Genomic DNA, 21,749 nt, shown 5'->3' with positions numbered 1-21,749 from the left:
TGCGTCAGTGGCCGCTGTCTCGTACGTCAGGACCTGCTGCGACTTGACCGGTGATCTCTCCTGGGATCAGCCCTGGGTAAGCCTTCTGGGCTTATCGCCGGCTCATCCGTACCGGCTCAGTTCGTGGAAGAAGTCGTCGACGACGTGCAACTCTCCGCTGCGGACCACTTCGTCGTAGACGTACTTGCCCACCGCGAGGTCGAGCACCCCGAGGCCGAAGGGCGAGAACACCACCGGCCGGTCTGCCGGCACCATCACCCGCCCGGTCATCACGTCGTCCAACGTGCCGTGCAGGAAGTCCCGGTTGCCCGTGAGCTGTTCGGCCAGATGTGGCGAGGTGTCGGCCTTCAGGCAGTGCTCGATGTCATCGACGATGTTGGTCGAGGCGAGCAGGATCTCCGGCGCGAGGTCGCGCAGCGACACATGCAGCACCAGCGGATTGTGTGTGAACCATGACAGGTCGCTGACATGCGGCTGACCGGCGACCGTGGCGAAGACCACCAGGTCGCTGTTTCGGATCAACTGCTCGGCGCTGTCGTGCACGGTGATCCGGCCGGTGGTGCCCGACTGCTCCAGGTAGCACCGGAAGCCTGCCGCGCTGTCGGCGGACAGGTCGTGCACGCCGATCTCGTCGAACGACCAGCCGGTGCCGACCAGGAAGGTGTGGATGTAGCGGGCGATCAAGCCCACCCCGAAGAACCCGACACGCATCGGGCGCGGCCGGTCGCGGCTGAGCCAGTCGGCCGCCGACGCCGCTGACGCGGCCGTCCTGGTGGCGCTGATGATCGAGCTTTCCAGACAGACGAACGGGTAGCCGGTGTCATGGTCGTTGAGGATCAGCACGGCCGAGGCCCTGGGGATGCCGGCCGTCACGTTCTCCGGGAAGCTGGAGATCCACTTCAGGCCGTCCACCCGCACCTTCCCGCCTATCGAGGCGGGCAGCGCGATGATCCGGGAGGACGGGCGGTCGGGGAAACGCAGGAAGTACGACGGCGGGTTCACCGAATCGCCGGCGCCGTGCACCCGGTAGGTGGCCTCGGCCAACTCCACGATCCGTTTCTCGTTTCCGCGCAGCGCGCGCTGGACCTGGGCACCGGAGATCACAGCAAACGGTGGCACGGTGATCGGCGCGACCCTTGCGGCCTCTGTTGCGGTGGAACTGATGGTGGTCATTCTGTGGTCACCTCGACGGTCGGCGAGCAGTCGGCCAGACGCACCGGGTCGGCCATGGCGACGAGCACTTCGCGCGGTCCCTCGAAGGGCTCCCTGCTGTGCGCAGTGCGGACGTTGTCGACGAGCATCAGGTCGCCGGCCTGCCACGGTTCGCGTGCGGTGTTGGTCTCGTAGACGCTGTTGAGCAGCTGCACGACGTCCTCGCCGATCGGGTCGCCGTTGCCGAAGCGGGTGTTGAACGGCAGCCCGTCGGCGCCGTAGACGTCCACCAGGTACTCGTGCACCTCGGGGGCCATTGTCCACTCGTTGAGGAACGCGATCTGGTTGAACCAGCAGCGCCGGCCGGTGACCGGGTGACGCACCACGGCGCTGCGGCGCTGTCTGGTGCGCAGTCCACCGTCGGGCTGCCACTCGAACGTGATCGCGTTGGCGCGGCAGTAGCGCTCGACGGCGCCACGGTCCTCGGTGCCGAACGCCTCGGCGATGGACGCACCGATCTCGTCGTTGTAGCTGCGGGTGAGCAGCCAGCCCTCGCGCTCGAACCGCTCGGTCAACTCGGCGGGCAGCGCGTCGAGCACGGTCGGTGAGTCGGCCACCGCGGTCGCCCCGCCGTCGGTGGGCGCGCTGAGACAGGCGAACATCATCAGGCCGGGGAACTCAAGCGTGTAGCTCAGTTCGTGGTGCATGCACATCGGCTGGTTCGGCGGCCACTTCGATGAGGAGTACACGCCGTCGGAGTAGGTCTGCCGGGGCGCGAAGGCCTCCTTCTCGGTCATCAGACCGGTGGCCAGCTTCGAGAAGACGGCGCCGGTCCCGGCCGCGTCGCGCAGCCCGAGGCCGCGGACCAGGACCGAACCGTGCTCGGCGACGACAGCGCGCAGTGCGTCCCGGTGCTCGGCCGCCCAGCTCGGTGCGTGGCCGGTGGCCTCGGCCCGCAGCAGCGGAGGTTTGCCGGGTTCCAGTTCCACGTCGACCAGCGACGCCGTGGACATGAACGACATCTCGATCTCCTTTCAGCTGACACTCAGGAAGAAGCGAACAATTCGGCGGCGCGCAGCACGGCCTTTGCCGCCTCGGCCGGACGGGTACGCAGGAAGTAGTGGCCGCCGTCGGCGAGCTCGTGCAGGTCGACCTGCTCGGCCAGGAGCTGCCAGTCGCGATACCGGCGCGGGTACTCCGCCGTGCTCGGGTCGTTGGCGGCAACGACCACGGTGACCGGCGCGGACAGCTTCAGCGCCGGCGGGCGCTCCAGGGCGTCGGCGAAATAGCGGTGCGCGGACACGCAGTCGTGCCGGTAGGCGGCACCGACGTGCTCGGCGTGCTGCGCACTCAGCTCACCGAGCTCGGTGTACCCGCCGTCCGCGCTCAGTTTCGCGGCGATCTCGGTGTTGCTTCGCCCGGTCAGCTCGGTGATGGTGGCGCGCCGGTCGGCGGCGTTACCGAGCAGCTGCGCGCCGAGGAACACCCGCTGGACGTCCACCCCGCGCTCCTGCAGCTGTCTGGCTGTCTCCACGGCCAACGCGGTGCCCGAGGAGTGGCCCCACAGCAGGACCCTGGTCAGGCCACGCCGGATGATCTCGACGACGACCTGCTCGACCACCTGTGTCATCGGCGCGAGCGGCTCGCTCTCGGCGGCCACGTCGTGACCGGGCAGCTCGACGGCGTAGACCGCCGGCCCGCCGCCCGGCAGTGCCCTGGCCATCGGCTGGAAGTTCACCGCGTTGCCGCCGGCGCAGGGGAAGCACACCAGGGCAGCGGCCTGCGCACCGTCCGATTCCGACAGTGGCTGAAGCAGCCCGGAGCGCCGCTCGGACCTGCCGTCGACCAGCCCGGCCAGATCGGCCAGGATCGGGTGGCGGGTGACGTCCTTGAGGGACACCGCACGGCCCAGGGTGATCGCCAGCTTCACTGCCGACAGCGACGTGCCGCCCCGGTCGAAGAAGTGGTCCCGCCGTCCGATCTGTTTCTGCGGGATGCCGAGCACCTTCGCCCATGCGGCCGCCAGCTGCTGTTCGGTCGGCGTATTCGGCGCGTGGTAGTCGTCCTGGACGACGTCGATTTCTCCGGCGAGCGCCCGCAAAGTCTTCCTGTCGATCTTGCTGTTGGCCGTCAGCGGCAGACTTTCCCGCCAGTGGAAGGCCGACGGGACCATGTACTCGGGCAGCGACTCACCGAGCCGGTCCAGCAGGACGTCGACCTCGAGTGGCCGCCGACCGGAGTAGAACGCCACCAGGTGCTTGCTCTGGTCGGCCCGCTCGGTGACCACCACTGCACCGTCGCGAACACCGGGCACCCGCAACAGGGTGTTCTCGATCTCGCCGATCTCGATCCGGAAGCCACGAATCTTCACCTGGGTATCCCGGCGGCCGAGGAACTCCAGCTTGCCCTCGGGCTGCCAGCGGCCGTAGTCGCCGCCCCGGTAGAGCCGGGCGCCCTCACGGTGCGGGTCGGCCAGGTAGGCCTGCCGGGTGCGCTCGGGGTCGTTGACGTATCCGCGGCCGACGCAGACGCCGGAGAAGACGATCAGACCGGGGGCGCCGAGCGGCACCGGGGTCAGGTGCTCGTCGACGACGTAGACGTGCACGTTGTTGACCGCGGAACCCAGCAGGACCCGGTCTCCGTCCGGCACGCGGTCCATGACCTCGTGGTTGGTGTCGTCCGAGGTCTCGGTCAGCCCGTAGGCGTTGACCAGCTTGATCCCGGGCTGGGCGGCGAACCAGCGCTGCGTGAGCTCCTTCTTCAGTGCCTCGCCGGTGACCGACACGCACCGCAGGTCCGGCAGTTCGCGGGGGTGTTGCTTCAGACAGGACACGACGACGTCCAGGTAGGAGGGTACGACCTGGAGGACGGCGACCCGGCCGTCAATGATCTTGTCGACGAACCGCTGGACGTCCAGGATCACCTCCTGCTCCACCAGCAGGGTCTGCCCCCCGACCAGGAGCCCGGACACCAGTTGCCACAGCGAGATGTCGAAGCACTGGGGTGCGGTCTGGGCGACCACCTGTCCCTCGCTGATCTCCAGGTCGTCGATCTTGGCGTAGAGGTGGTTGAGCATGCCCGCGTGCTCGCACATCGCGCCCTTGGGCTCACCCGTGGAGCCGGAGGTGAAATAGATGTAGGCGAGCTGGTCCGGTGCGACGCGGAGGCCCAGATCATCGTCGGCACGGTCCTCTTCGCAGGCTGCGCCGACGAAGAGCTTCTGGATCCCGGACAGCGAGTCGAGGGCCTGGTCGAGCGTGGCGGTGCTGCCCGGTTCGGTCAGCACGAGCCCGCACGCGGCACGCGCGAGCATGGCCGCGATGCGATCGGCCGGGAAATGCGGCTCGATGGGCAGGTACACGCCACCGGCCTTGAAGACCGCGAGCACGGCGGCCATCCAGTCCAGGTTGCGCTCGGTCACCACCGCGACGACACCCTCGGGGCGCAGCCCGCGCGCCAGCAGGGCTCGTCCCAACCGGTTGGCACGCGCGTTGAGTTCCCGATACGTCAGCTGCCGCTCCCCGTGCACCGCCGCGACGGCGTCCGGGTGTGCCGCCACCCGCTGCTCGAACAGCTCGTGGAACCGGCGGTCCGGCAGCTCCCGGCGCGGACCGGCGAGCCCTTCGAGCTGAAAGCGGAGTTCCTCGGCGCAGAGCAGGCTCAGCCGCCCGTGCTCGGCGTCCGGATCGGCGGCGATCAGCGCGAGCGCGGAGACGTGGTACCCGGCGATCCTGATGGCGCAGTCCGCGTCGAGCGCGTCGGTCCGGTACCGCAGACGCAGCACGCTGTGGCCGCCGTGTTGCGAAAATCCCACCCACAGCACGGCGTTACCGGCGAGTTCGCCGCGCGAGCCGTGCGGATCGAATACGGTTTCGACCGATGGTTCGGCCAGGCCCAGCTCGCGCCTGAGGTCATCGACCGGAAAGTCCTTGTGCAACAGCACATTTGATGCGACTCGATGGGTGTCCAGCAGCAGCGCCCGCCACGAGTCGGGTTCGGTTGTCAGCCGGCAGGGCAGCGGCCGGCCGCCCTCCACAGTGACGTAGCCGGTCGTGACCTCGTGCTCACCGGACAGTGCGGCGAGCACCTTGGCGTGCGCGGCCAGCAGCACCGATTCGAGTGGCACCGCCAGGTCGTTGGCCAACCTGCCCAACGCTGCCACGACGTCGTCCGGGACCGTCGCCTCGTGCTCGCCGACGCCCGTCACCGGGTTGAGTGTCCACCGCGGGATTGCGGTGAATCCACCGGCGACGAGCACAGCGCGCCAGAACTCCCGGTCGGCCTGCACTTGCATTCCCATCTGGTCGTCCCTCTCCATTCACCGTCGCCACCGTGCTGTTCATCGCTGACAAGGGCGGCGCTGCTACCCCTTCCGCGTCAGCGCCTCGGGCTGATAAGGGGCATCTCGCATCTCCGCGGCGGGGTTTCCTCCCCAGCGTGCGTGCCGTGGGACTTCCTCGCCTTTCATGAGAAAGGAGTCGGGGGCGAGCACCGCGCCGTCGCCCATCGTCACGCCGTAGTGGACGTGGGCTCCCACACCGAGGGTGCAGCCGGCTTCGATGATGCTGCGATCGGACTTGAAGGTGCCGTCCTCCTGCGAGTGGCACTGGATCTTGCTTCCCGCATTGAGCGTGCAGTCGTCCCCGATGGTGGTGAGCGTCCGCTCCGTCAAATAGCAGCCGTCATCGAAGACCCTGCTGCCGAGCCGAACACCCAGCATCCGCCAGATCACGTTCTTGAAAGGGGTGCCGTTGAAGACGTTGAGGTACGTGTCGGGCACCTTCCAGAGGCGCTCGTGCCACCAGAAGTACGGGTCGTAGATGGAACACAACTGCGGTCGCAGCGCGCGGAATGCCGCGATACCGCGTTCCACCAGTACGAAGTAGACAGCGGTGAACCCAAGACTGGACATCAGGAACACAGCGATCAGCACATGCCCGTAGGAGTCGTACAGTTCGACGTTCGCCAGGCCGAGCATCGTGAGCACGAAGAAATGCAGCCACCGCACGAGCAGGAAGAAGACCATCGAGCGGATGTTGTAGCGGTTCTTTGCGGCGAGGCTGCGGCGCAACTCGTCGCCGGTCCGAAGATGGTCGAACCGGGAGTCGCGCTCCACCGACCGGGGAATCTCGAAGCACGGTGAGCCGAGCAGGCCCACACCCTCGCGCACCTCACCGTCGAGCGGAACCATCACCTTCGTCGCAAGGAGACAGTTCCCGCCCGTCCTGGCCCCTGACGGATAGGCGATGTTGTTCCCGAGGAAGTTGTATGGCCCGATCGAGGCCCGGGACACCCGGAAGGACGTGCTCGAGAAGTCGGCGTTGACGATGGAGAGCCCGTCAGCGACCATCGTCCCGCTGCCGACAGAGCACAGATACGGGGTCTCGTGTTGCACTTCCGTGCCGAAGTTCGACCCGGTCTGCTCGACCCGGGACAAGTCGTATCCGAGGCCGCGCAAATAATGGACGATGTAGGAGCTGTCACCGAACAGCCATTTGAAGAACTTGATGTTGGTCATGCGCCCGATCGCCCGGTGCGCCGAGTAATGAAACCCGTACAGCGGATAGACCTTGTCCGGCTTGACGACCAGGTTCAGCAGGCGCGGAACGGTGAACAGTACGGCCAGACCCACGACGACGAAGCCGAAGAACAGCACCATGGAAAGGATCAGCGCGTCGATGTAGAGATCCGGCGATGTGAACCCCACCGTGCTCGGGCCCAGCCGGTTGTGCAGCGCCGGGACCAGAGTCACCAGCATGTACGCGCCCCCGACAGCCAGAGGCACGTAGAGGAAAAACAGCTGAAGCACGGTGATGAGGCCGAAGCCGGCCCGGCGCAGTGTGCCGCACTTGGCCGGCCCGATCCTCAGGTAGTCGTGCTCCGTGAGCTGTGCCGGGGATCCGTGCCAGCGCTGGCCGTCCGGGACCACCTGGCCGCTGTACAGCGTGGACGTGTGGCCTAGTTGCGCCCCGTCGCCCATCGACGTGTCGATGTCGAGCACGGTCTTCTCGCCGATGAGCACGTCCCGGCCCAGGGTGACCCGACCGGTCTGGATACGGCCGGCGTGCGCCCGGTAGCAGAGGAAGAACGAGTCTTTGCGGATCACCGTGCCGGCGCCGATCGTGAGCAGGTCGGGGCAGACCGGAACGTTGCGGGAGAGGATCGTGACCCCCTTGCCGATCCGTGCGCCCAGGGCTCGCAGGTACAGCACGTACAGGGGATTGCCGACGAAGAAAATCATCGGGTTGGCGTGGATCAGCACCTTGACGGTCCAAAAGCGCAGATACGTCAGACCCCAGACCGGGAACTCGCGCGATTTCCACCGGCCGATGAGGAGCCACTTGGCCACGATCGGGAAGGCGCACAGACCTACGAATCCGACGCCGCCGAAGACGAACGATCGCAGGTAGATGCCGGTCACATCCGAGCTGGCGGAGACCCATGCATAGCCTCGGTCGGCAACAAGTCCGGCGAGGAAGGAGTATCCCAGAAAGAGCAGGAACTGCAGGGCTCCGCAGAGGGCGTACTGCACCGTGCCGGCTGGGGGCACCACCTCGGTCGACGCCGGGACCGGCGACTCGACAGGGGTGGGCGCGGCGTCCGCGAGACCCGTCGCCAGGCTTCGGATCGTTGGGTGCCGGTAGATATCCTTCATCGACGCCGATGGGAGGTCCGCCCGCTTCCTGACCCGTGCGCAGAAATGGGCCATCACCAATGAGTTGGCGCCGAGGTCATCGAAGAAGTGGCTGTCGACCGACACCCGTTCGACACACATGACGTCGGCCAGCACCTCGGCGAGGTTTGTCTCGATGCCGGTCTTCGGGCCGGTGTTCCTGCGCTTGTCGATCGCAGATTCATCCGGCCCGGGCGTCAGGACTTCGACGGAATTCTCCTCCATACGAGCTCCTTGAGGAACTTTCGAGCGTTGTCGGCCATTTCGGCCGGCGCCTTGTACTCGCGCTTTTTCGATAGCCGGAGCGAGTAGTCCGGAAGTCACGAGGTCGGGATCCGTTGTCCGATTCCCAAACCGTCGCCTTAGTCTCAGCTGTCCACCGTCGGGCTGCCACTCGAGCCCGATCGCGTTGGCACGGCAGTAGCTCTCGACGGCGCCAGGGGTCCTCGCTGCCGGACGCCGGCCTGGGGCTGTGGCGGCAGAGGGCCGGTCGGGTGGGGGTATCCGGAAGTTTCCTGTGGGCTGGACCGTTGCGCTCGCGGCCGCGATCACGGTCACGCTCCGTGATCGTTTACCCGGTGGCTTCAGGATGTGGCTGACGTATCACGAAGCGACCCTGCAGGTCAGAGTCGGCACACGCCGGTCCGTGCTGACTCGGCGCGGGAGAGTCCAACCCGCACTGCGTCCACAGGCCACCACCGACCGACAGAACTCGAGGACGTGACAGGACACCCGATGACCAAGGTCTTCCCTTCCCCCGCCGCGCTCGCCGCGGCCGTCGGCACCCACGTCGGTACCGGTGAGTGGATCTTCGTCGACGCGTAAGGGATCGACCTGTTCGCCGAGTCCACCGGCGACCACCAGTGGATCCATGTCGACCCCGAGCGTGCCGCCACCGGCCCGTTGTTCGAGCAGGTCATGGACAAGATCCGCGTCCCCGGCTCGGCACGGGCAAACCTCGGCGGCTGCCGGCCCGCGTCGGTGCCGACGAGGCGTACAGCAACGGCGTGATCCGTTCCTATCTGCGGCGACGCGTCATCGGGTACGTGATCCCGGAGAAGAGTGACACCAAGTCGGCCCGCCTGCACGGGGGTTCACATGGCGGCCGACCTCCCGCCTTCGATAGAGCCCGGTACAAAGCTCGGAACGCCGTGGAGCGGGCGGTCAACAAGCCTCAACAGTTGCGAGCCGTCGCCACTCGCTACGACAAGCACACGTGCGGACGTGTCGCACACGGTCTGACTCCGCGGCTACCATCCGGTCCAGAGCAGGTGGTTGACCGCCAGGGCCACGACTGCCTGTGCGGCCAGCCAGCCACGTCGGCGCGGTGTGGGCAGGAGTGCGGTGGCGGGGAGCAGCCAGAGGATGAACGGTTGCCAGATCCGTTCCGTCTCCGCCTTGCTCATCCCGGACAGGTCGGCGGCCAGCAGCGCGAGGAGCGCCGCCGACACGAACAGGATCAGGCGCTGCGGCGAAGCCGTCGTCCCGGTTCGCAGGGTGCGTACGGCTCCGGGGGCGCCCGCCGCGGTCCGGCGCAGGCCCGCGAGCGTCGCCGGTCCGACGGCGATCGCGGTGCAGGCGAGGTTGGCCCAGACCCAGTAGGAGTACGGCCGGAATCCCCCCGCCCCCTGGTAGTAGCGTTCGACGAGCAGGTGGTACGCCTCCCACCAGTTGAAGCCCGCGAGCGTGAAGGCGACCGGCACTACCAGAGCTCCCAGTGCGAAGAGGGCGAGCGGCCGGGCGGTGCGAGTGAGCACGAGGACGGCGAGGAGCAGGAGAGCGATGAGCGTCAGACCGTAACTGAGGTAGCAGACCAGGCCGTACAGCAGACCTGCACCCAGCGCGGCGGCTGCGGGGCTGTGGACCGTGCGGGTCGCGGCCAGGGCCAGCAGGGTGACGCACCAGGCGGCCACGGCGGTGAAGTAGCCGTCGGCCGAGGTGCCGGTCCAGACAGCGACCGGTGCGAGGACGATGAACGGTGCGGCGCGGCGGGCGGTGTGCTCGTCCGCCAGGGTGCGGACGGCGATCAGGGCGGCCACCGCGGCGGAGGTGCCGGTCACGATGCACCAGACCCCGGCCCAGGCACCACCGCCGAGCCCGATGCGGTCCAGCAGGACGAAGGTGAGGGTGGCGCCCGGCGGGTGTCCGGCGACATGGGTGGGCCAGTTGCCCGGCGGTCCGATCAGGATGTGGCCGTTGAAGCTGTGCAGCGCGGCGCCGATGTCGTCGAAGCGGCCGATGACTCTCAGGTACTCGTGCTTGGTGGTGAGACGTTCGGCGATGCCACGTCCCCAGCCGTCGATCAGCGCGAGCGAGAAGACCCAGGCGAGCGAGGCGGCGTAGCAGCTGAGGAGCAGAGTTCGCCAGCGCAGCCGGACGGCGAGGGCGGGGCCGTACGCGACGACGGCTGCGGCGACGGCGGGTGCGGCCGCTGTGCCGGGGCCGGCATGCGGGTACCAGGACGCCAGCAGCGGTGGCCAGTGGACGTAGAGGGTGTGGTCGGCGTTCTCGATGGCCCGGCCGACGAGCGCGGCGACGGTGACCAGTACGACGCCCGCGCCGGCGGCTGCCAGGTCGCGGCGGTGACCGGAGCGTTGTGCGGGCATCGGCTCGGTGATGTGCTCGGTGCGGTCCTCGGTCTTCACGCAGGGCACCGTACGCACGGCGGGGCGGCGGGGACGGGTACCGGCGGGGCGCGTCACCGAACCGTCAGATTCCGGACCGCTGCGATGGGCTGGTGGGCAGGACGGGCCGGGTGCCGGACCCGTACGTTCCTAGGGGTGACGTCATCGTTTCGTCAGGAGTCGCACCCGTCCCGCCCCGGCGCCCCGGGCATAGCGTCGGGGCATGGGCGACCGCCGTCGGAACAGTCCGACACCTCCCGCTTCCCTTTTCCGGCTCTCCTCCGGCCGTGCCGCGACGGTCCTCGAACGGCTCCCCTCGGCGCCCGGGTTCTGGCGCAGTCCCGTGCGGGGGGTCCGGTTCACCGCGGTGCTCGGCCTCGTCCTGCTCGTCGGGATCACGCTGCTCTTCGTGACGGGCCTGTTGTCGTACGCCGCCTACAATCCCGGTCTGAATCCGGTCAACGACAAGACGCCGGACAAGGGGCTGCTGGGTTTCTACCTCTTCGCCTGGCCGACCGGGCCGCATTGGCTGTACCGGCTGACGCAGGGGCTCCACGTCACCGTGGGGATCGTGCTCGTCCCGGTCCTGCTGGCGAAGCTCTGGTCGGTGGTTCCCAGACTCTTCGCGCTGCCGCCGGCCCGCTCACTCGGACACGCACTGGAGCGGATCTCCCTGCTGCTGCTGGTGGGCGGGGCGCTCTTCGAGTTCCTCACCGGGCTGCTCAACATCCAGCTGGAGTATCTGTTTCCGGGCTCCTTCTACCCGTTGCACTTCTACGGGGCGTGGGTGTTCTTCGCCGCGTTCCTCGCCCATGCGGGGCTGAGGGTGCCGCAGGCCGTTCGGGCACTGCGGTCGGGCGGACTGAGCGGGACGGTTCAGGGTGACCGGCTGGAGTCTCCCGCCCCCGCCGCGCCGACGCTGTCCCGGCGCGGCGCGCTGACCATGGTGGGTGCGGGCTCACTGGTCCTGCTGGTCACGTCGGCCGGGCGGAGCTTCGACGGACCGCTGAGGCGTCTCGCAGTGCTCACCCCGCACGGCGCCGCCGAGCCGGGCTCCGGACCCAACGGCTTCCAGATCAACAAGACGGCCGCCGCGGTCGGTGTCACCACGACCGATACGGGGGAGGGCTGGTGGCTCACCGTCAGCGGGCCGGCCGGGGACCTCCGGTTCACCCGGGAGCAGCTGCTGGCCATGGACCAGCACAGCGCGGCGCTTCCGATCGCGTGTGTGGAGGGCTGGTCCACCTCGGACCAGTGGTGGCGCGGCGTACGACTGAGGGATCTGGCGGCGCTCGCCGGATACCCGGACCGGCCACCGGGGGTGCTGGTGGAATCGGTTCAGCGCAGCGGGCCGTTCCGCCGGGCGGCGCTCCGCGACAACCAGGTGCGCGACCCGCGTTCGCTGTTGGCGATGCAGGTCAACGGCGAGGATTTGTCACCCGATCACGGATACCCGGCACGGATCATCGTCCCGGCCGCACCCGGCGTGCTCAACACCAAATGGGTGGCCCGGCTGACCTTTGGAGAACTGTGAACAGAGCGGCCCCCCGCAACCTCTTGCGGCGTTGGTACGGGGAGGGACCACTGCACCTCGTCCTGATGGCCGCTTCCTTCGCTCTGGCCGGATATGCGGGTGTGCGGCTGCTGGCGGGGGACACGCTCGGCGTGATCGTGTGGTTCGTCGGCGCGGCCCTTGTGCACGACTTGGTGCTGGTTCCTTTCTACGCGTCGGCGGACCTGCTGCTGCGCCGGTCTCTCCGCCCGCGTTCCGGCTGGGTGAACTTCGTCCGGGTGCCGGCTTTCCTCTCCGGACTGCTGCTGCTCGTGTGGTTCCCGCTGATCACCCGGCAGACGGAGCACTACGAGCCGGCAAGCGGGCTGTCCCCCGATGTGTTCCTGGGGAACTGGCTGCTGATCACGGCCGCGCTGTTCTTGGTGTCGGGGCTCTGGCTGGTGGTCCGGACGGTCCGGCTGCGTCGCAGGGAGACGAAGAAGCGGCCGTCCGCCTCCCACTGATCGACGGAGTGCAGCCCGTGGGGGCGGGCGTATCTCAGCAGCGCAGGTGTGCCGAGCCGGGCCCACGGGAATGGGGCGGTCTGTGCCGGTCCGGAGCCGGAAGCGCGTCCGTCGTCCAGCTGTACCCGGACCCGTTCGTCGATGTCCTGCGGCGCGGTCTCGGCGATGAGGAGTCCGCCCGGGGCGAGCAGGTCCGCCGTGCGGTGCAGAAGGTGACGCGGATCGCCTCCGATGCCGATATTGCCGTCGACGAGCAGAACGGTGCCCCAACGCCCCTCGCCCGGCAGCGGTTCGAAGACGGACCGGTGCAGGGCGGAACCTCCGAGCCGCAGGGTACGGTCGACCGCGGCCTCGCTGACGTCGATGCCGAGTGCGCGGTGACCGTGGGCCGCCAGCGCGGCGACCAGCCGCCCGGGCCCGCACCCGATGTCCAGGACGGGGCCCTCGCAGCGGCACAGCGCCGACAGGTCCGCGGCGTCCGCGCCGGCGCACCAGCGTTCGACGTCCAGCGGCAGCAGCCAGCCGTCCGTACGGCGAAGGAAGAGCGGCCCGTGTCCGTTGCGCAGGGCGTTGGCGTACGGGTCGGTGCTCCATGAGGTGACGTCCGGGTGCGGCGGGCTCATCACACCGCGGTCCGGACCTGTGCGGCTCATCGGACCGCCGCCTCGGTCAGCCGGGCGAGCTCGGCGGCGAACCGCCCGTGCGGCGCGAGGGCGGCGACGTACACGGTGTCGGCCGCCGTGTCCACGTCCCGCAGCCGGGGAAGATCGCGAACGGTCAGTCCGGCATCGACCAGCCGGCGCCGTTGCACGGCACCGGTCTCGGGCACGGACATCGGTACACCGCGCAGGAGTTCGGGATCGGGTTCGGCCAGGCCCAGTGCCCAGAATCCGCCGTCCTCGGCGGGGCCGAACCAGGCGTCGCAGCCGTCCCAGGCGCTGGGGGAGAGCGCGGGGGCCAGATCGGCCGCTGTGACCTGTGGGGTGTCCATTCCGATCAGGAGCGTCGGCCCCGTGCAGGCGCCGAACGCGGCGGCGAGCCGTTCGTCGAGACCTCCCGCGCTCTGCGCCACCACCTCGATGCCGGGCGGCAGCCATGGTCCCGGCGCGCCGTCCAGGACGACCGCGCGCCGCGCGGCGGGCAGCGCGCTGACGGTGCGCAGGGTGTCGCCGAGCGCCGCCTCGGCGAGTCGCGCGGCCTCGCCGGGGGAGAAGGGCGGAGTGAGCCGGGTCTTGACCCGGCCGGGCAGCGGCTCCTTGGCGATGACCAGCAGGGTCGTCGCCCCGGCCGGGGCCGGGCGGGCAGCGCCGGGCTCAGGTGAGCTCATCGAGAGGCCCCCGCCCGGACCGGTGGCTCACTCAGCACGGCGCGCATATCGCGCACCGCGTGCCAGGTGCCCAGCCATGTGCCGGTGACCTTCGACTTTCCCGTCCGCGCAAGGTACGGGACGTCCGTCTCGGTGACCCGCAATCCCGCGTCGGCCGCGCGCACCACCATCTGCAGCGGGTACCCGCTGCGCCGGTCGGTGAGATCGAGCGCCAGCAGATCAGCCCGGCGTGCGGCCCGCATCGGCCCGAGGTCGTGCAGCCGCAGCCCCGTGCGGCGGCGCAGCATGCGGGCCAGCGCCGCATTGCCCGCCCGCGCGTGCAGTGGCCAGGCGCCGCGCTCCTCGGGGCGGCGGCGGCCGAGCAGCAGGTCGCTCTCACCGTCGGCGACGCGGCGGACGAAGCCGGGCAGCAGCCCGGGATCCAGCGAGCCGTCGCAGTCGCAGAAGCAGACGAACTCCGCCTCGGAGGCGAGAAGCCCGGCCTGACAGGCTGCGCCGAAGCCGCGCCGCGGTTCGTGCACCACGGTCGCGCCGAGAGAGCGGGCCAGTTCCGCCGAGCCGTCGGTGGAGCCGTTGTCCACGACGATCGCCCGCCAGCCACGAGGGACCGAGGCCAGCACCTTGGGCAGTGCGGCGGCCTCGTCCAGACAGGGCAGGACGATGTCGGCACGGGGGCCGGAAGTATCGGAGGGAAGGATCACCCGGATTACCCTACGGAGCGAAAACCGACAATTCGGGTTCCGGATTCTTACGAAATATGGACGTCGTCAGGCGGCGGCACATGGGCGTCCCCGGTTCACCGCTGCGGGTGCCAAGGTGGTGACATGCAGACGACTCCGGACACACCGCCGCCCGTCCCCGCCGGCGGGGCGCCTCCGGCCCTCCCCGGACAGCCGGCCCGTCCGGCACTCGGGCGCGGTCACCCGGGGCCCGGAGTCCCCCTGCCCGGGGCGTCTCCGGCAGAGGAGAGGCCGTTGCCGGCGCCCGGTACGAACCCCGGCGCCCCCGCCCGCGGCCACGTACTCGTCGTGGACGACGACCCCACCGTCGCGGAGGTGGTCACCGGATACCTGACCAGTGCCGGATACGACGTGGCTCGAGCAGCGAACGGCCCGGCCGCGCTCGAGCAGTACGCCGCCCGTCGCCCGGACCTGGCCGTCCTGGACCTGATGCTGCCTGGGATGGACGGATTCGAGGTCTGCCGCCGCATGCGGGCACACGGACCGGTGCCGGTCATCATGCTGACCGCGCGCGGCGACGAGGACGACCGCATCCTCGGTCTGGAGACGGGGGCGGACGACTATGTGACCAAGCCGTTCAGCCCCCGCGAACTCGTCCTGCGCGTCGACTCCGTGCTGCGCCGCGCCAGGGCGGCCGCAACACCCTCAGGCCGCTGGGCACTGCTGGAAGGCGCGGGTCTCGTCCTCGACCCCGCGGCCAGACGCGCGACGTGGGAGGGCCGAGCGCTGACCCTCACCCTGCGGGAGTTCGATCTGCTCGCATTCCTCCTGCGCCACCCGGGCCGGGTGTTCACCCGGGAGGAGCTGATGCGCGGGGTCTGGGGCTGGGACTTCGGGGACCTGTCGACAGTGACCGTCCACGTCCGCCGTCTGCGCGGGAAGGTCGAGGCCGATCCGGCCCGCCCGGAGCTGATCCGTACGGTCTGGGGCGTCGGCTACCGCCTGGACCTTCCCCCGGATCCGGCCGCTGACACCACCGCCTCCATCGATTCCGGCTCCGGAACGCCGTCATGACCGACATCCTCCTCATCGCGCTCTTCGCCTTCCTGGGCGCCGCTGCGGCCGGACTGCTCGGCGCACTCGTGCTGCGGCTCTCCCGGCATCGTTCGCTCGTCGTCTCGCTGACCGTCGTGGCCGCCGTGGCCGTCACCGCGATGCTCGCCGGGACACTGGCCGTCGCCTGGGCGATGTTCCTGTCGCCGCACGACCTGACGGTGGTCACGACCGTCGTCGCCATGGCCGCCGTCGTCTCGCTCGTCACCGCGATGCTGCTCGGCCGCTGGGTGGCAGCGAGGAGCCGCGATCTGACCCTCGCCGCCCGCTCCTTCGGCGACGGCGGCACCTTCGCGGCCCCCGAGGCTCCGGCCACCGCCGAACTCGCCGCTCTCACCCGCGAACTGGCCTCCACCAGTGCCAAGCTCGACAGTTCACGCGAGCGGGAGCGCGCCCTGGAGACCTCGCGGCGTGAGCTCGTTGCCTGGATCTCGCACGACCTGCGCACCCCGCTCGCCGGTCTGCGCGCCATGTCCGAGGCGCTGGAGGACGGCATGGCCGTGGACTCGCCGCGCTATCTGCGGCAGATACGCACCGAGGTGGAGCGGATGAACGACATGGTCGGCGACCTCTTCGAGCTCTCCCGCATCCACGCCGGCTCGCTCACCCTGAGCCCCACCCGGATCTCCGTCTACGACCTGGTGGGCGACGCGCTCGCCGGTGCGGACCCGCTGGCCCACGAGCACGGCGTGCGGCTGGTCGGCGACCGGATCGAGGCGGTGCCCGTCGAGGTCGACGGCAAGGAGATGGGCCGGGTCCTGGACAACCTCCTGATCAACGCGATCCGCCGAACCCCCGCCGACGGCACCGTCGCCGTGGCCGCGCACCGCGCGGGCGGCGGGGTGGTTCTCTCGGTGACCGACGGCTGCGGCGGCATCCCGGAGGAGGACCTGCCCAGGGTCTTCGACACCGGCTGGCGCGGCACCCATGCCCGTACGCCGCCAGCCGGCGCGGGACTCGGACTCGCTATCGTGCGAGGGATCGTCGAGGCACACGCCGGCCGGGCGGAGGTCCGCAACGTCACCGGCGGCTGCTGCTTCGAGGTGACCCTGCCGCTGGCGTGAGCTCAGGAGGACAGACCCGCGGCCGCCTCCCGCAGCGGCGCCGACGCGAATTGCGCCATCCCCTCGGCGAAACCCACTTCCGGCTTCCAGCCCAGTTCGTCCCGCAGCCGTTGCGAGTCCGCTGTGACATGGCGTACGTCTCCGAGCCGGTACTCACCGGTGATCACCGGCGCCGGGCCCCCGTGGGCCGAGGCCAGGGCTGCGGCCATCTGGCCGATGGTGTGCGGCTGTCCGCTGCCGGTGTTGTACGCGGCGAAGCTGCCCGGCCCGCGTCCCGCGACCGCCTCCAGCGCCACCGCGTTCGCGGCGGCCACGTCCCGCACATGGATGAAGTCCCGCCGCTGGCCGCCGTCCTCGAAAACGCGGGGCGACTCCCCCCGGGCCAGGGCCGAACGGAAGAAGGAGGCGACACCGGCGTACGGGGTGTCGCGCGGCATCCCCGGTCCGTACACGTTGTGGTAGCGCAGCGACATCGTGCGTCCGCCCGTCGCGCGCGCCCAGGCCGCGGCGAGGTGTTCCTGGGCGAGCTTGGTCGCCGCGTACACGTTGCGCGGGTCGGCGGGAGCGTCTTCCGTGACCAGCCCGGACTCCAACTCGGCACCGCAGTCCGGACAGCGCGGTTCGTACCGGCCCGCTGCCAGGTCGGCCTCCGCCCGTGGGCCCGGCCGGACCCCGCCATGACGGGGACAGGAGTAGCGGCCCTCCCCGTAGACCACCATCGATCCGGCGAGCACCAGACTCCGGACCCCCGCCGCGGCCATCGCGGCAAGCAGCACGGCCGTTCCCAGGTCGTTGCATCCCACATACTCCGGGGCGTCAGCGAAGTCCTTCCCCAGGCCGACCATCGCCGCCTGGTGGCACACCACGTCGATGCCCAGCAGCGCACGGTCCACGGCCTCGCGGTCACGTACGTCCGCCACGATCAGCCCGCCGTCACGGCCGTCGCCGCTGGACGGGGACGCGGTGCCGCCGTGCGCCGAAGGGAGCAGAACGTCCAGCACCACCGCCTCGTGCCCGGCCGACACGAGGGTCCGCACGATCTCCGAACCGATGAACCCGGCGCCGCCGGTGACCAGTACACGCATACGCCCACGTTAGGCCGTCCGGAGCCGAGCCGTCCGCTTCTGAGCCGGCACGTCACGAGACCGTAAGCGATTTACCTGGACGCGGTGTAGGCCGCGGTGGCCTTCGACGGTATGCCGTCGAGCAGAGGGAGGGTCCGTTCTCTTGTCTGAGGGTGTGGGTGCAGATGCCTCCGGCTCCTCGATCAGCAACAGCGGCGCGATCAGCCTGGACTGCCGTACGGCGCGACGAGCGACTCACGTACGGTCGTCGTGACAATCACTCACCCCTACATCCCAACATCCCAAGGAAGCTCCGCTGTGAAGGTCCTGCTCTGGCTGCTGCTCCTGGCCGCCTTCCTGTTCAACCTCATCTCCTATTTTCTCTGGGACGGCTCATTCCAGGCCCTGATGAGCGTCGGCTCCGGCCTGATGTGCCTGGCCGCAGCCGGAGGGCTCTGGCTCCTCCGCAGCCGACGCGCGGAGCCCTGCTCCTCGGTTGCATCTTGAGATGACCCCGTGTGGTGGATCATGGTCGGGTGATACGTCGCCACGGACTGTCGGATGCAGAGTGGGAGTTCGTCCGGCCGTTGCTGCCCGAGTCATTGCGTGGCCGCAAGCGGTTGGATGACCGGAGGGTCCTCAACGGGATCGTGTGGAAGTTCCGTGCCGGGGTGGCCTGGCGAGATGTGCCCGAGCGGTATGGCTCGTCGGCCACGCTGCACACCCGTTTCCGCCGGTGGGCCAAGGACGGCACCTTCGAGCAGATGCTTCAGGCTGCGCAGGCCCAGGCGGACGCGGCAGGAGACATCGACTGGCTGGTGTCGGTCGACTCCACCATCGTGCGGGCCCACCAGCATGCCGCCGGAGCCCGAAAACGGGGCGACGGGCACGGGGACGTTCCCGGGGCGGCCTGACCAGCAAAATTCATCTGGCCTGCGACGCTTTCGGCCGCCCGCTCGCCCTTGTGGTCACGGGCGGCAACACCGACGACTGCGCCCAGTTCACCACACTCATGGCGGAGACACGGGCGCCCCGGATCGGCCGGCGCCCCCGGGTGCGGCCCGGGCCGATCCGGGGGCGCCGGCCCACGTCACCGGCGACAAGGGCTACAACTCGAAGGCGATCCGTACCTGGCTTCGTCGGCGGGGCATCGCTCACACGATCCCCGAGCGGGCCGACCAGATCCGCAACCGCCTCCGGCGTGGCAAACGCTGCGGTCGGCCTCCGGCCTTCGACCAGCAGATCTACAAACGGCGCAACGTGGTGGAACGATGCTTCAACCGCCTTGAGCAATGGCGCGGCATCGCCAGTCGTTACGACAAGACCGCCGTGTCCTACCAGGCAGCCGTCACTCTCACATCCCTGCTGATGTGGGCGTGAGATTTGAGGACAACTCCTGGCCCCAATTCCCAGAGTGGTCCCAGATGCATCCCGGACGCCCCAGCGCTGTGCTCTGTGGCCTGCCGCAGGGCCACAAGCCCCACATGGGGCGTCCGCGACTGGCTGTGGTGCTTTGTTTCCGGGCGCACCAATGAAGCTGCTCGCTTCGGCGACTGTCTTCCGGGGTTCGGCGAGACGCCTCAACCTGCGGACTGACCGGAAATTTGAGCACTCGCGTACACCCGGCTCGCAAACTCGGCGATCTGTTCGTCGCTCAGATTCTTCGCAAGATTGGCCTCCGTGATCATGCCGACCAGACGGTGGCCGCTCTGGACGTCGATCACCGGCAACCGCTTGATCTGGTGTTCCTCCATGGTCGTCAGGACTTCGGTGGCGTCCGCTTCTGCATCGATCCAGTGCACCTTGGCATTGAGCGATCCGGCCTGCACAGTCGCCGGGTCGACGCCCTCGGCGCAGCACTTGACGACGATGTCACGGTCGGTGATCAAGCCTGTGAGCTTGTTGTTGTCGCCGCAGATGGGCAGGCAACCGACGCCCAGATCGCGCATCATCTTCGATACCTCGAACAGCGACTGGTGCGCACCGACGCACTGCACGTTACCGGACATGATGTCTCGTGCTCGCAGCTTCTCAGCCATGATTTCCTCCCGTTCTCGACAGCGTTGTGTCCTCCGCCATCGATCACAACACGAATGGCTCAACACCGCTCCCCGGAAGCGTCAGCAGGACAGGTGACTCAGGCCGGCCGCGATCGCGCACGGATCCAGGCGCTACTAGGACCCGGCGAGCGGCCGCCGCACGGTCGTGGCCACCGAACAGCACGCAGACGCGGCGAAACCCCGTGCGGGCGGCGGCCTGGTGGTCAACCTCGGGGACGGCATCGGCCTGCACACCGCGGACGGGGCGTACTCCTGGCTCGTGCACGACCCGGTAGCCGGCCGCCGCGGCCGTCGCCCCAGATGGAGCCCTGTGGGCGGGCACCATGCGCTATGACGAGCAGCCGGGCGGCGGCACCCTGTCCCGTATCGCGCCCGACGGCAGCGTCGGCAGCGCCCGCTTGCGGGGCCGCATGTGGCATCCGGCGGCCGAGCGCCTCGGAACGGGGGACACACCTGATGAGATGCTCTTCGCCGCCGATCGTCCACGTACTGGTCAGCGATACGCGTGGCGGGCGCTGCAGCCGTGCGCCGGGATGTCGAAGCCGAACGCCCACCACCGGTTGGTGACCGCATTTCGCCCGCAGGCTGCCCGAGGTCGTGCGGTCAGGCGCTGACAGTGGCTGCGGCGTCGCGCACCAGGGGATCCGGGTCGTCCAGGCGCAGGCGCGTCAGCTCTGCGGCGTAGCGTCCGCGCTGCTCCGCGTCCAGCGGTGCGTCCGACAGTGCGACGAGCGCGTGGCGCCGGACGACGGGCAGAGCCGAGGCCAGTCCGGCGAGCGCGGTCTCGACCTCGTCCGGGCCGATCGCGCAGAAGCCTCTTCCCGGGGAGAGCTGTCGGAGGACGGCGTCATGCCAACCCTGGTGCGTCGTCAGAGCGTTCTCGAGTGGGGTGTAGTCGAGGAGGCCGTGGGCGCCGTGGTCGCGGAATGATGTGTAAGGGGCGGTCAGGCCCCGAACCGCCACCTCCGGGGGAACGCTGTCGAGTCGCGTGGCCACCAGGTCCATCCGGCCGAGGCGAGCGAGCGCTGCCGCGGCCCAGGCCCGGTCGGGCTCGCTCAGGCGCTTGCTCGTCATGGTTCGTTCCAGCGCATCGAACACCTCGGTCGAGGCGACACCGATGTCGGCCAGGAGTTTCGCCCAGCGCCACCTCTCACGCGAACGGCCCAGACGCTCCAGCGCGGCGGGGACAGCGACTGTACCGAGCGTGCGGAGCCACTCCACGGCCCGCTCGGACGGCAATGGCGAAGAGGGCGACTCGACGATGGCGACGAGCTCGCTCACCTGCCGCTCCGGCGGCAGCGCGACCAGTCGGTCCGCCTCGCGTTGCTCGGCGTCCAACGCGGGGAAGTGCTCACGGATCTGAGCCCGGGTCAGGCTCAACGGGACGAGCTCCCACGCCTCGTCCATCGCGACGACAACGAAATCCCGGTCCACGACTCCGTCGGCCACCAGCTGCTTCCGCGCTGCCTTGCAAGCTTTGGCGGCAGTACGCAGGTAGCGCTGGCGGATCGCATCCCAGCGCCGTCCGTCGTCGGCCGTCGCTGCTGCCTCCAGCCGGCCGGCCCACTCGTCCTCGGTCTTGCCCGGGTCGAGCTGCCACGGCCAGTCGGCAGGGCTCCAGCGCAACGCCGCTGCATCGAGCGTGTCGGTGGCGACCATCGCGAGCCTCTCCTCACTCGCCACGCCGACGAGCGTCCAGGCTATGGTGCCGCCGGATTCCGCGTAGAACTCATGGACGGCCGCGCCGTAGATGCGGTCGTCGGGATGCTCCGCACGAATGCGGTGGACGAAGCCAACGATCTGTTCCCTCATCGCCGCTTCGAGCCCAGCCCAGTCGAATCGCATCCGGGGACCTTATCAAGGGCGGCGAAGGCATGGACCGGCATGTGAGTGCCACCCTCGGCGAAGGTGATCGCGTCCCGTGCCACCGAGCCCTGATCATATTTCGATGGACATCGAGTGGAGAACAAATAGGT

Annotated in this window: 15 protein-coding genes and 3 pseudogenes; 7 read left to right on the top strand and 11 right to left on the bottom strand. The window is 69.4% G+C overall.

Annotation, left to right across the window (positions count from 1 at the left end; translation table 11 throughout):
• Positions 1-102: 102 nt before the first annotated feature.
• The 4 genes from sbnB to ACGFU7_RS32940 all read right to left on the bottom strand — a co-directional run bounded on the left by sbnB (position 103) and on the right by ACGFU7_RS32940 (position 8,050).
• Positions 103-1,173 carry a 2,3-diaminopropionate biosynthesis protein SbnB gene (sbnB, locus tag ACGFU7_RS32955; RefSeq protein WP_393700737.1) on the bottom strand — a complete coding sequence of 357 codons (1,071 nt, stop codon included), beginning with the start codon at positions 1,171-1,173 and terminating at the stop codon, positions 103-105.
• On the bottom strand, positions 1,170-2,174 hold the full coding sequence (locus ACGFU7_RS32950) for a TauD/TfdA family dioxygenase (protein ID WP_393700736.1): 1,005 nt from the start codon (positions 2,172-2,174) through the stop codon (positions 1,170-1,172). Before ACGFU7_RS32950 ends, sbnB begins: the two co-directional genes overlap by 4 nt.
• 23 nt (positions 2,175-2,197) lie before the next feature.
• Positions 2,198-5,452: an amino acid adenylation domain-containing protein gene (locus ACGFU7_RS32945; RefSeq protein ID WP_393700734.1), complete on the bottom strand. Its 3,255-nt coding sequence runs from the start codon at positions 5,450-5,452 to the stop codon at positions 2,198-2,200.
• Between the two features lie 63 nt (positions 5,453-5,515).
• The gene (locus ACGFU7_RS32940; protein ID WP_393700732.1) at positions 5,516-8,050 is read right to left on the bottom strand and encodes a Pls/PosA family non-ribosomal peptide synthetase; all 2,535 of its coding nucleotides are present in this window, start codon (positions 8,048-8,050) and stop codon (positions 5,516-5,518) included.
• 510 nt (positions 8,051-8,560) lie between these two features.
• Between ACGFU7_RS32940 and ACGFU7_RS32935 the strand changes: the two are divergent.
• Positions 8,561-8,836, top strand: a pseudogene (locus ACGFU7_RS32935) (MaoC/PaaZ C-terminal domain-containing protein).
• Positions 8,837-9,075: 239 nt separating this feature from the next.
• Here the strand turns inward: ACGFU7_RS32935 and ACGFU7_RS32930 are convergent.
• Positions 9,076-10,470, bottom strand: a complete 1,395-nt coding sequence (locus ACGFU7_RS32930) for a hypothetical protein (protein WP_393700730.1) — start codon at positions 10,468-10,470, stop codon at positions 9,076-9,078.
• Between the two features lie 202 nt (positions 10,471-10,672).
• On the opposite strand from ACGFU7_RS32930, the gene ACGFU7_RS32925 reads away from it, so the two are divergent.
• Positions 10,673-11,983 (top strand): molybdopterin-dependent oxidoreductase, encoded by a 1,311-nt coding sequence (locus ACGFU7_RS32925; protein WP_393700728.1) that lies wholly within the window; start codon positions 10,673-10,675, stop codon positions 11,981-11,983.
• Between the two features lie 325 nt (positions 11,984-12,308).
• Here the strand turns inward: ACGFU7_RS32925 and ACGFU7_RS32920 are convergent, their stop codons facing one another.
• The 3 genes from ACGFU7_RS32920 to ACGFU7_RS32910 are packed head-to-tail and all read right to left on the bottom strand — an operon-like array spanning position 12,309 to position 14,493.
• Entirely contained in the window at positions 12,309-13,118 is an 810-nt protein-coding gene (locus ACGFU7_RS32920; protein WP_393700727.1) for a class I SAM-dependent methyltransferase, read from the bottom strand.
• Complete coding sequence (locus ACGFU7_RS32915; protein ID WP_393700725.1) at positions 13,115-13,792, bottom strand: DUF2064 domain-containing protein; 678 nt, start codon at positions 13,790-13,792, stop codon at positions 13,115-13,117. Before ACGFU7_RS32915 ends, ACGFU7_RS32920 begins: the two co-directional genes overlap by 4 nt.
• Entirely contained in the window at positions 13,789-14,493 is a 705-nt protein-coding gene (locus ACGFU7_RS32910) for a glycosyltransferase family 2 protein (RefSeq protein ID WP_393700724.1), read from the bottom strand. Before ACGFU7_RS32910 ends, ACGFU7_RS32915 begins: the two co-directional genes overlap by 4 nt.
• A 123-nt stretch (positions 14,494-14,616) precedes the next feature.
• Between ACGFU7_RS32910 and ACGFU7_RS32905 the strand changes: the two genes are divergently transcribed.
• Positions 14,617-15,546, top strand: a complete 930-nt coding sequence (locus ACGFU7_RS32905) for a response regulator transcription factor (RefSeq protein ID WP_393700722.1) — start codon at positions 14,617-14,619, stop codon at positions 15,544-15,546.
• Positions 15,543-16,649: a sensor histidine kinase gene (locus tag ACGFU7_RS32900; protein WP_393700720.1), complete on the top strand. Its 1,107-nt coding sequence runs from the start codon at positions 15,543-15,545 to the stop codon at positions 16,647-16,649. The genes ACGFU7_RS32905 and ACGFU7_RS32900 overlap by 4 nt, the downstream gene beginning before the upstream one ends.
• A gap of 2 nt (positions 16,650-16,651) precedes the next feature.
• Here ACGFU7_RS32900 and ACGFU7_RS32895 read toward each other — a convergent pair whose 3' ends face one another.
• On the bottom strand, positions 16,652-17,734 hold the full coding sequence (locus ACGFU7_RS32895) for an NAD-dependent epimerase/dehydratase family protein (RefSeq protein WP_393700718.1): 1,083 nt from the start codon (positions 17,732-17,734) through the stop codon (positions 16,652-16,654).
• 297 nt (positions 17,735-18,031) lie between these two features.
• On the opposite strand from ACGFU7_RS32895, the gene ACGFU7_RS32890 reads away from it, so the two are divergent.
• Entirely contained in the window at positions 18,032-18,220 is a 189-nt protein-coding gene (locus ACGFU7_RS32890) for a hypothetical protein (RefSeq protein ID WP_393700717.1), read from the top strand.
• Between the two features lie 32 nt (positions 18,221-18,252).
• Positions 18,253-19,093 (top strand): annotated as a pseudogene (locus ACGFU7_RS32885) (IS5 family transposase).
• Positions 19,094-19,293: 200 nt separating this feature from the next.
• Here ACGFU7_RS32885 and ACGFU7_RS32880 read toward each other — a convergent pair.
• Complete coding sequence (locus tag ACGFU7_RS32880) at positions 19,294-19,752, bottom strand: CBS domain-containing protein (protein WP_393700715.1); 459 nt, start codon at positions 19,750-19,752, stop codon at positions 19,294-19,296.
• 139 nt (positions 19,753-19,891) lie between these two features.
• Here ACGFU7_RS32880 and ACGFU7_RS32875 point away from each other — a divergent pair.
• Positions 19,892-20,258: pseudogene (locus ACGFU7_RS32875) on the top strand (SMP-30/gluconolactonase/LRE family protein); the annotation flags it as partial.
• A gap of 118 nt (positions 20,259-20,376) precedes the next feature.
• On the opposite strand, the gene ACGFU7_RS32870 reads toward ACGFU7_RS32875, so the two are convergent.
• Positions 20,377-21,618 (bottom strand): DUF4303 domain-containing protein, encoded by a 1,242-nt coding sequence (locus ACGFU7_RS32870; RefSeq protein WP_393700713.1) that lies wholly within the window; start codon positions 21,616-21,618, stop codon positions 20,377-20,379.
• Positions 21,619-21,749 lie beyond the last annotated feature (131 nt).

Origin of the sequence: Streptomyces sp. NPDC048473 (assembly GCF_043200155.1) — a bacterium.
Classification (GTDB): Bacteria; Actinomycetota; Actinomycetes; order Streptomycetales; family Streptomycetaceae; genus Streptomyces.
This window is presented reverse-complemented; position numbering and strand designations above follow the sequence as displayed.

Bases quoted from the DNA above. Each gene is read 5' to 3' on its own strand.
- sbnB (WP_393700737.1), bottom strand. From the start codon at position 1,173: ATGACCACCATCAGTTCCACCGCAACAGAGGCCGCAAGGGTCGCGCCG.
- ACGFU7_RS32950 (WP_393700736.1), bottom strand. From the start codon at position 2,174: ATGTCGTTCATGTCCACGGCGTCGCTGGTCGACGTGGAACTGGAACCC.
- ACGFU7_RS32945 (WP_393700734.1), bottom strand. From the start codon at position 5,452: ATGGGAATGCAAGTGCAGGCCGACCGGGAGTTCTGGCGCGCTGTGCTC.
- ACGFU7_RS32940 (WP_393700732.1), bottom strand. From the start codon at position 8,050: ATGGAGGAGAATTCCGTCGAAGTCCTGACGCCCGGGCCGGATGAATCT.
- ACGFU7_RS32925 (WP_393700728.1), top strand. From the start codon at position 10,673: ATGGGCGACCGCCGTCGGAACAGTCCGACACCTCCCGCTTCCCTTTTC.
- ACGFU7_RS32920 (WP_393700727.1), bottom strand. From the start codon at position 13,118: ATGAGCCGCACAGGTCCGGACCGCGGTGTGATGAGCCCGCCGCACCCG.
- ACGFU7_RS32915 (WP_393700725.1), bottom strand. From the start codon at position 13,792: ATGAGCTCACCTGAGCCCGGCGCTGCCCGCCCGGCCCCGGCCGGGGCG.
- ACGFU7_RS32905 (WP_393700722.1), top strand. From the start codon at position 14,617: ATGCAGACGACTCCGGACACACCGCCGCCCGTCCCCGCCGGCGGGGCG.
- ACGFU7_RS32900 (WP_393700720.1), top strand. From the start codon at position 15,543: ATGACCGACATCCTCCTCATCGCGCTCTTCGCCTTCCTGGGCGCCGCT.
- ACGFU7_RS32895 (WP_393700718.1), bottom strand. From the start codon at position 17,734: ATGCGTGTACTGGTCACCGGCGGCGCCGGGTTCATCGGTTCGGAGATC.
- ACGFU7_RS32880 (WP_393700715.1), bottom strand. From the start codon at position 19,752: ATGGCTGAGAAGCTGCGAGCACGAGACATCATGTCCGGTAACGTGCAG.
- ACGFU7_RS32870 (WP_393700713.1), bottom strand. From the start codon at position 21,618: ATGCGATTCGACTGGGCTGGGCTCGAAGCGGCGATGAGGGAACAGATC.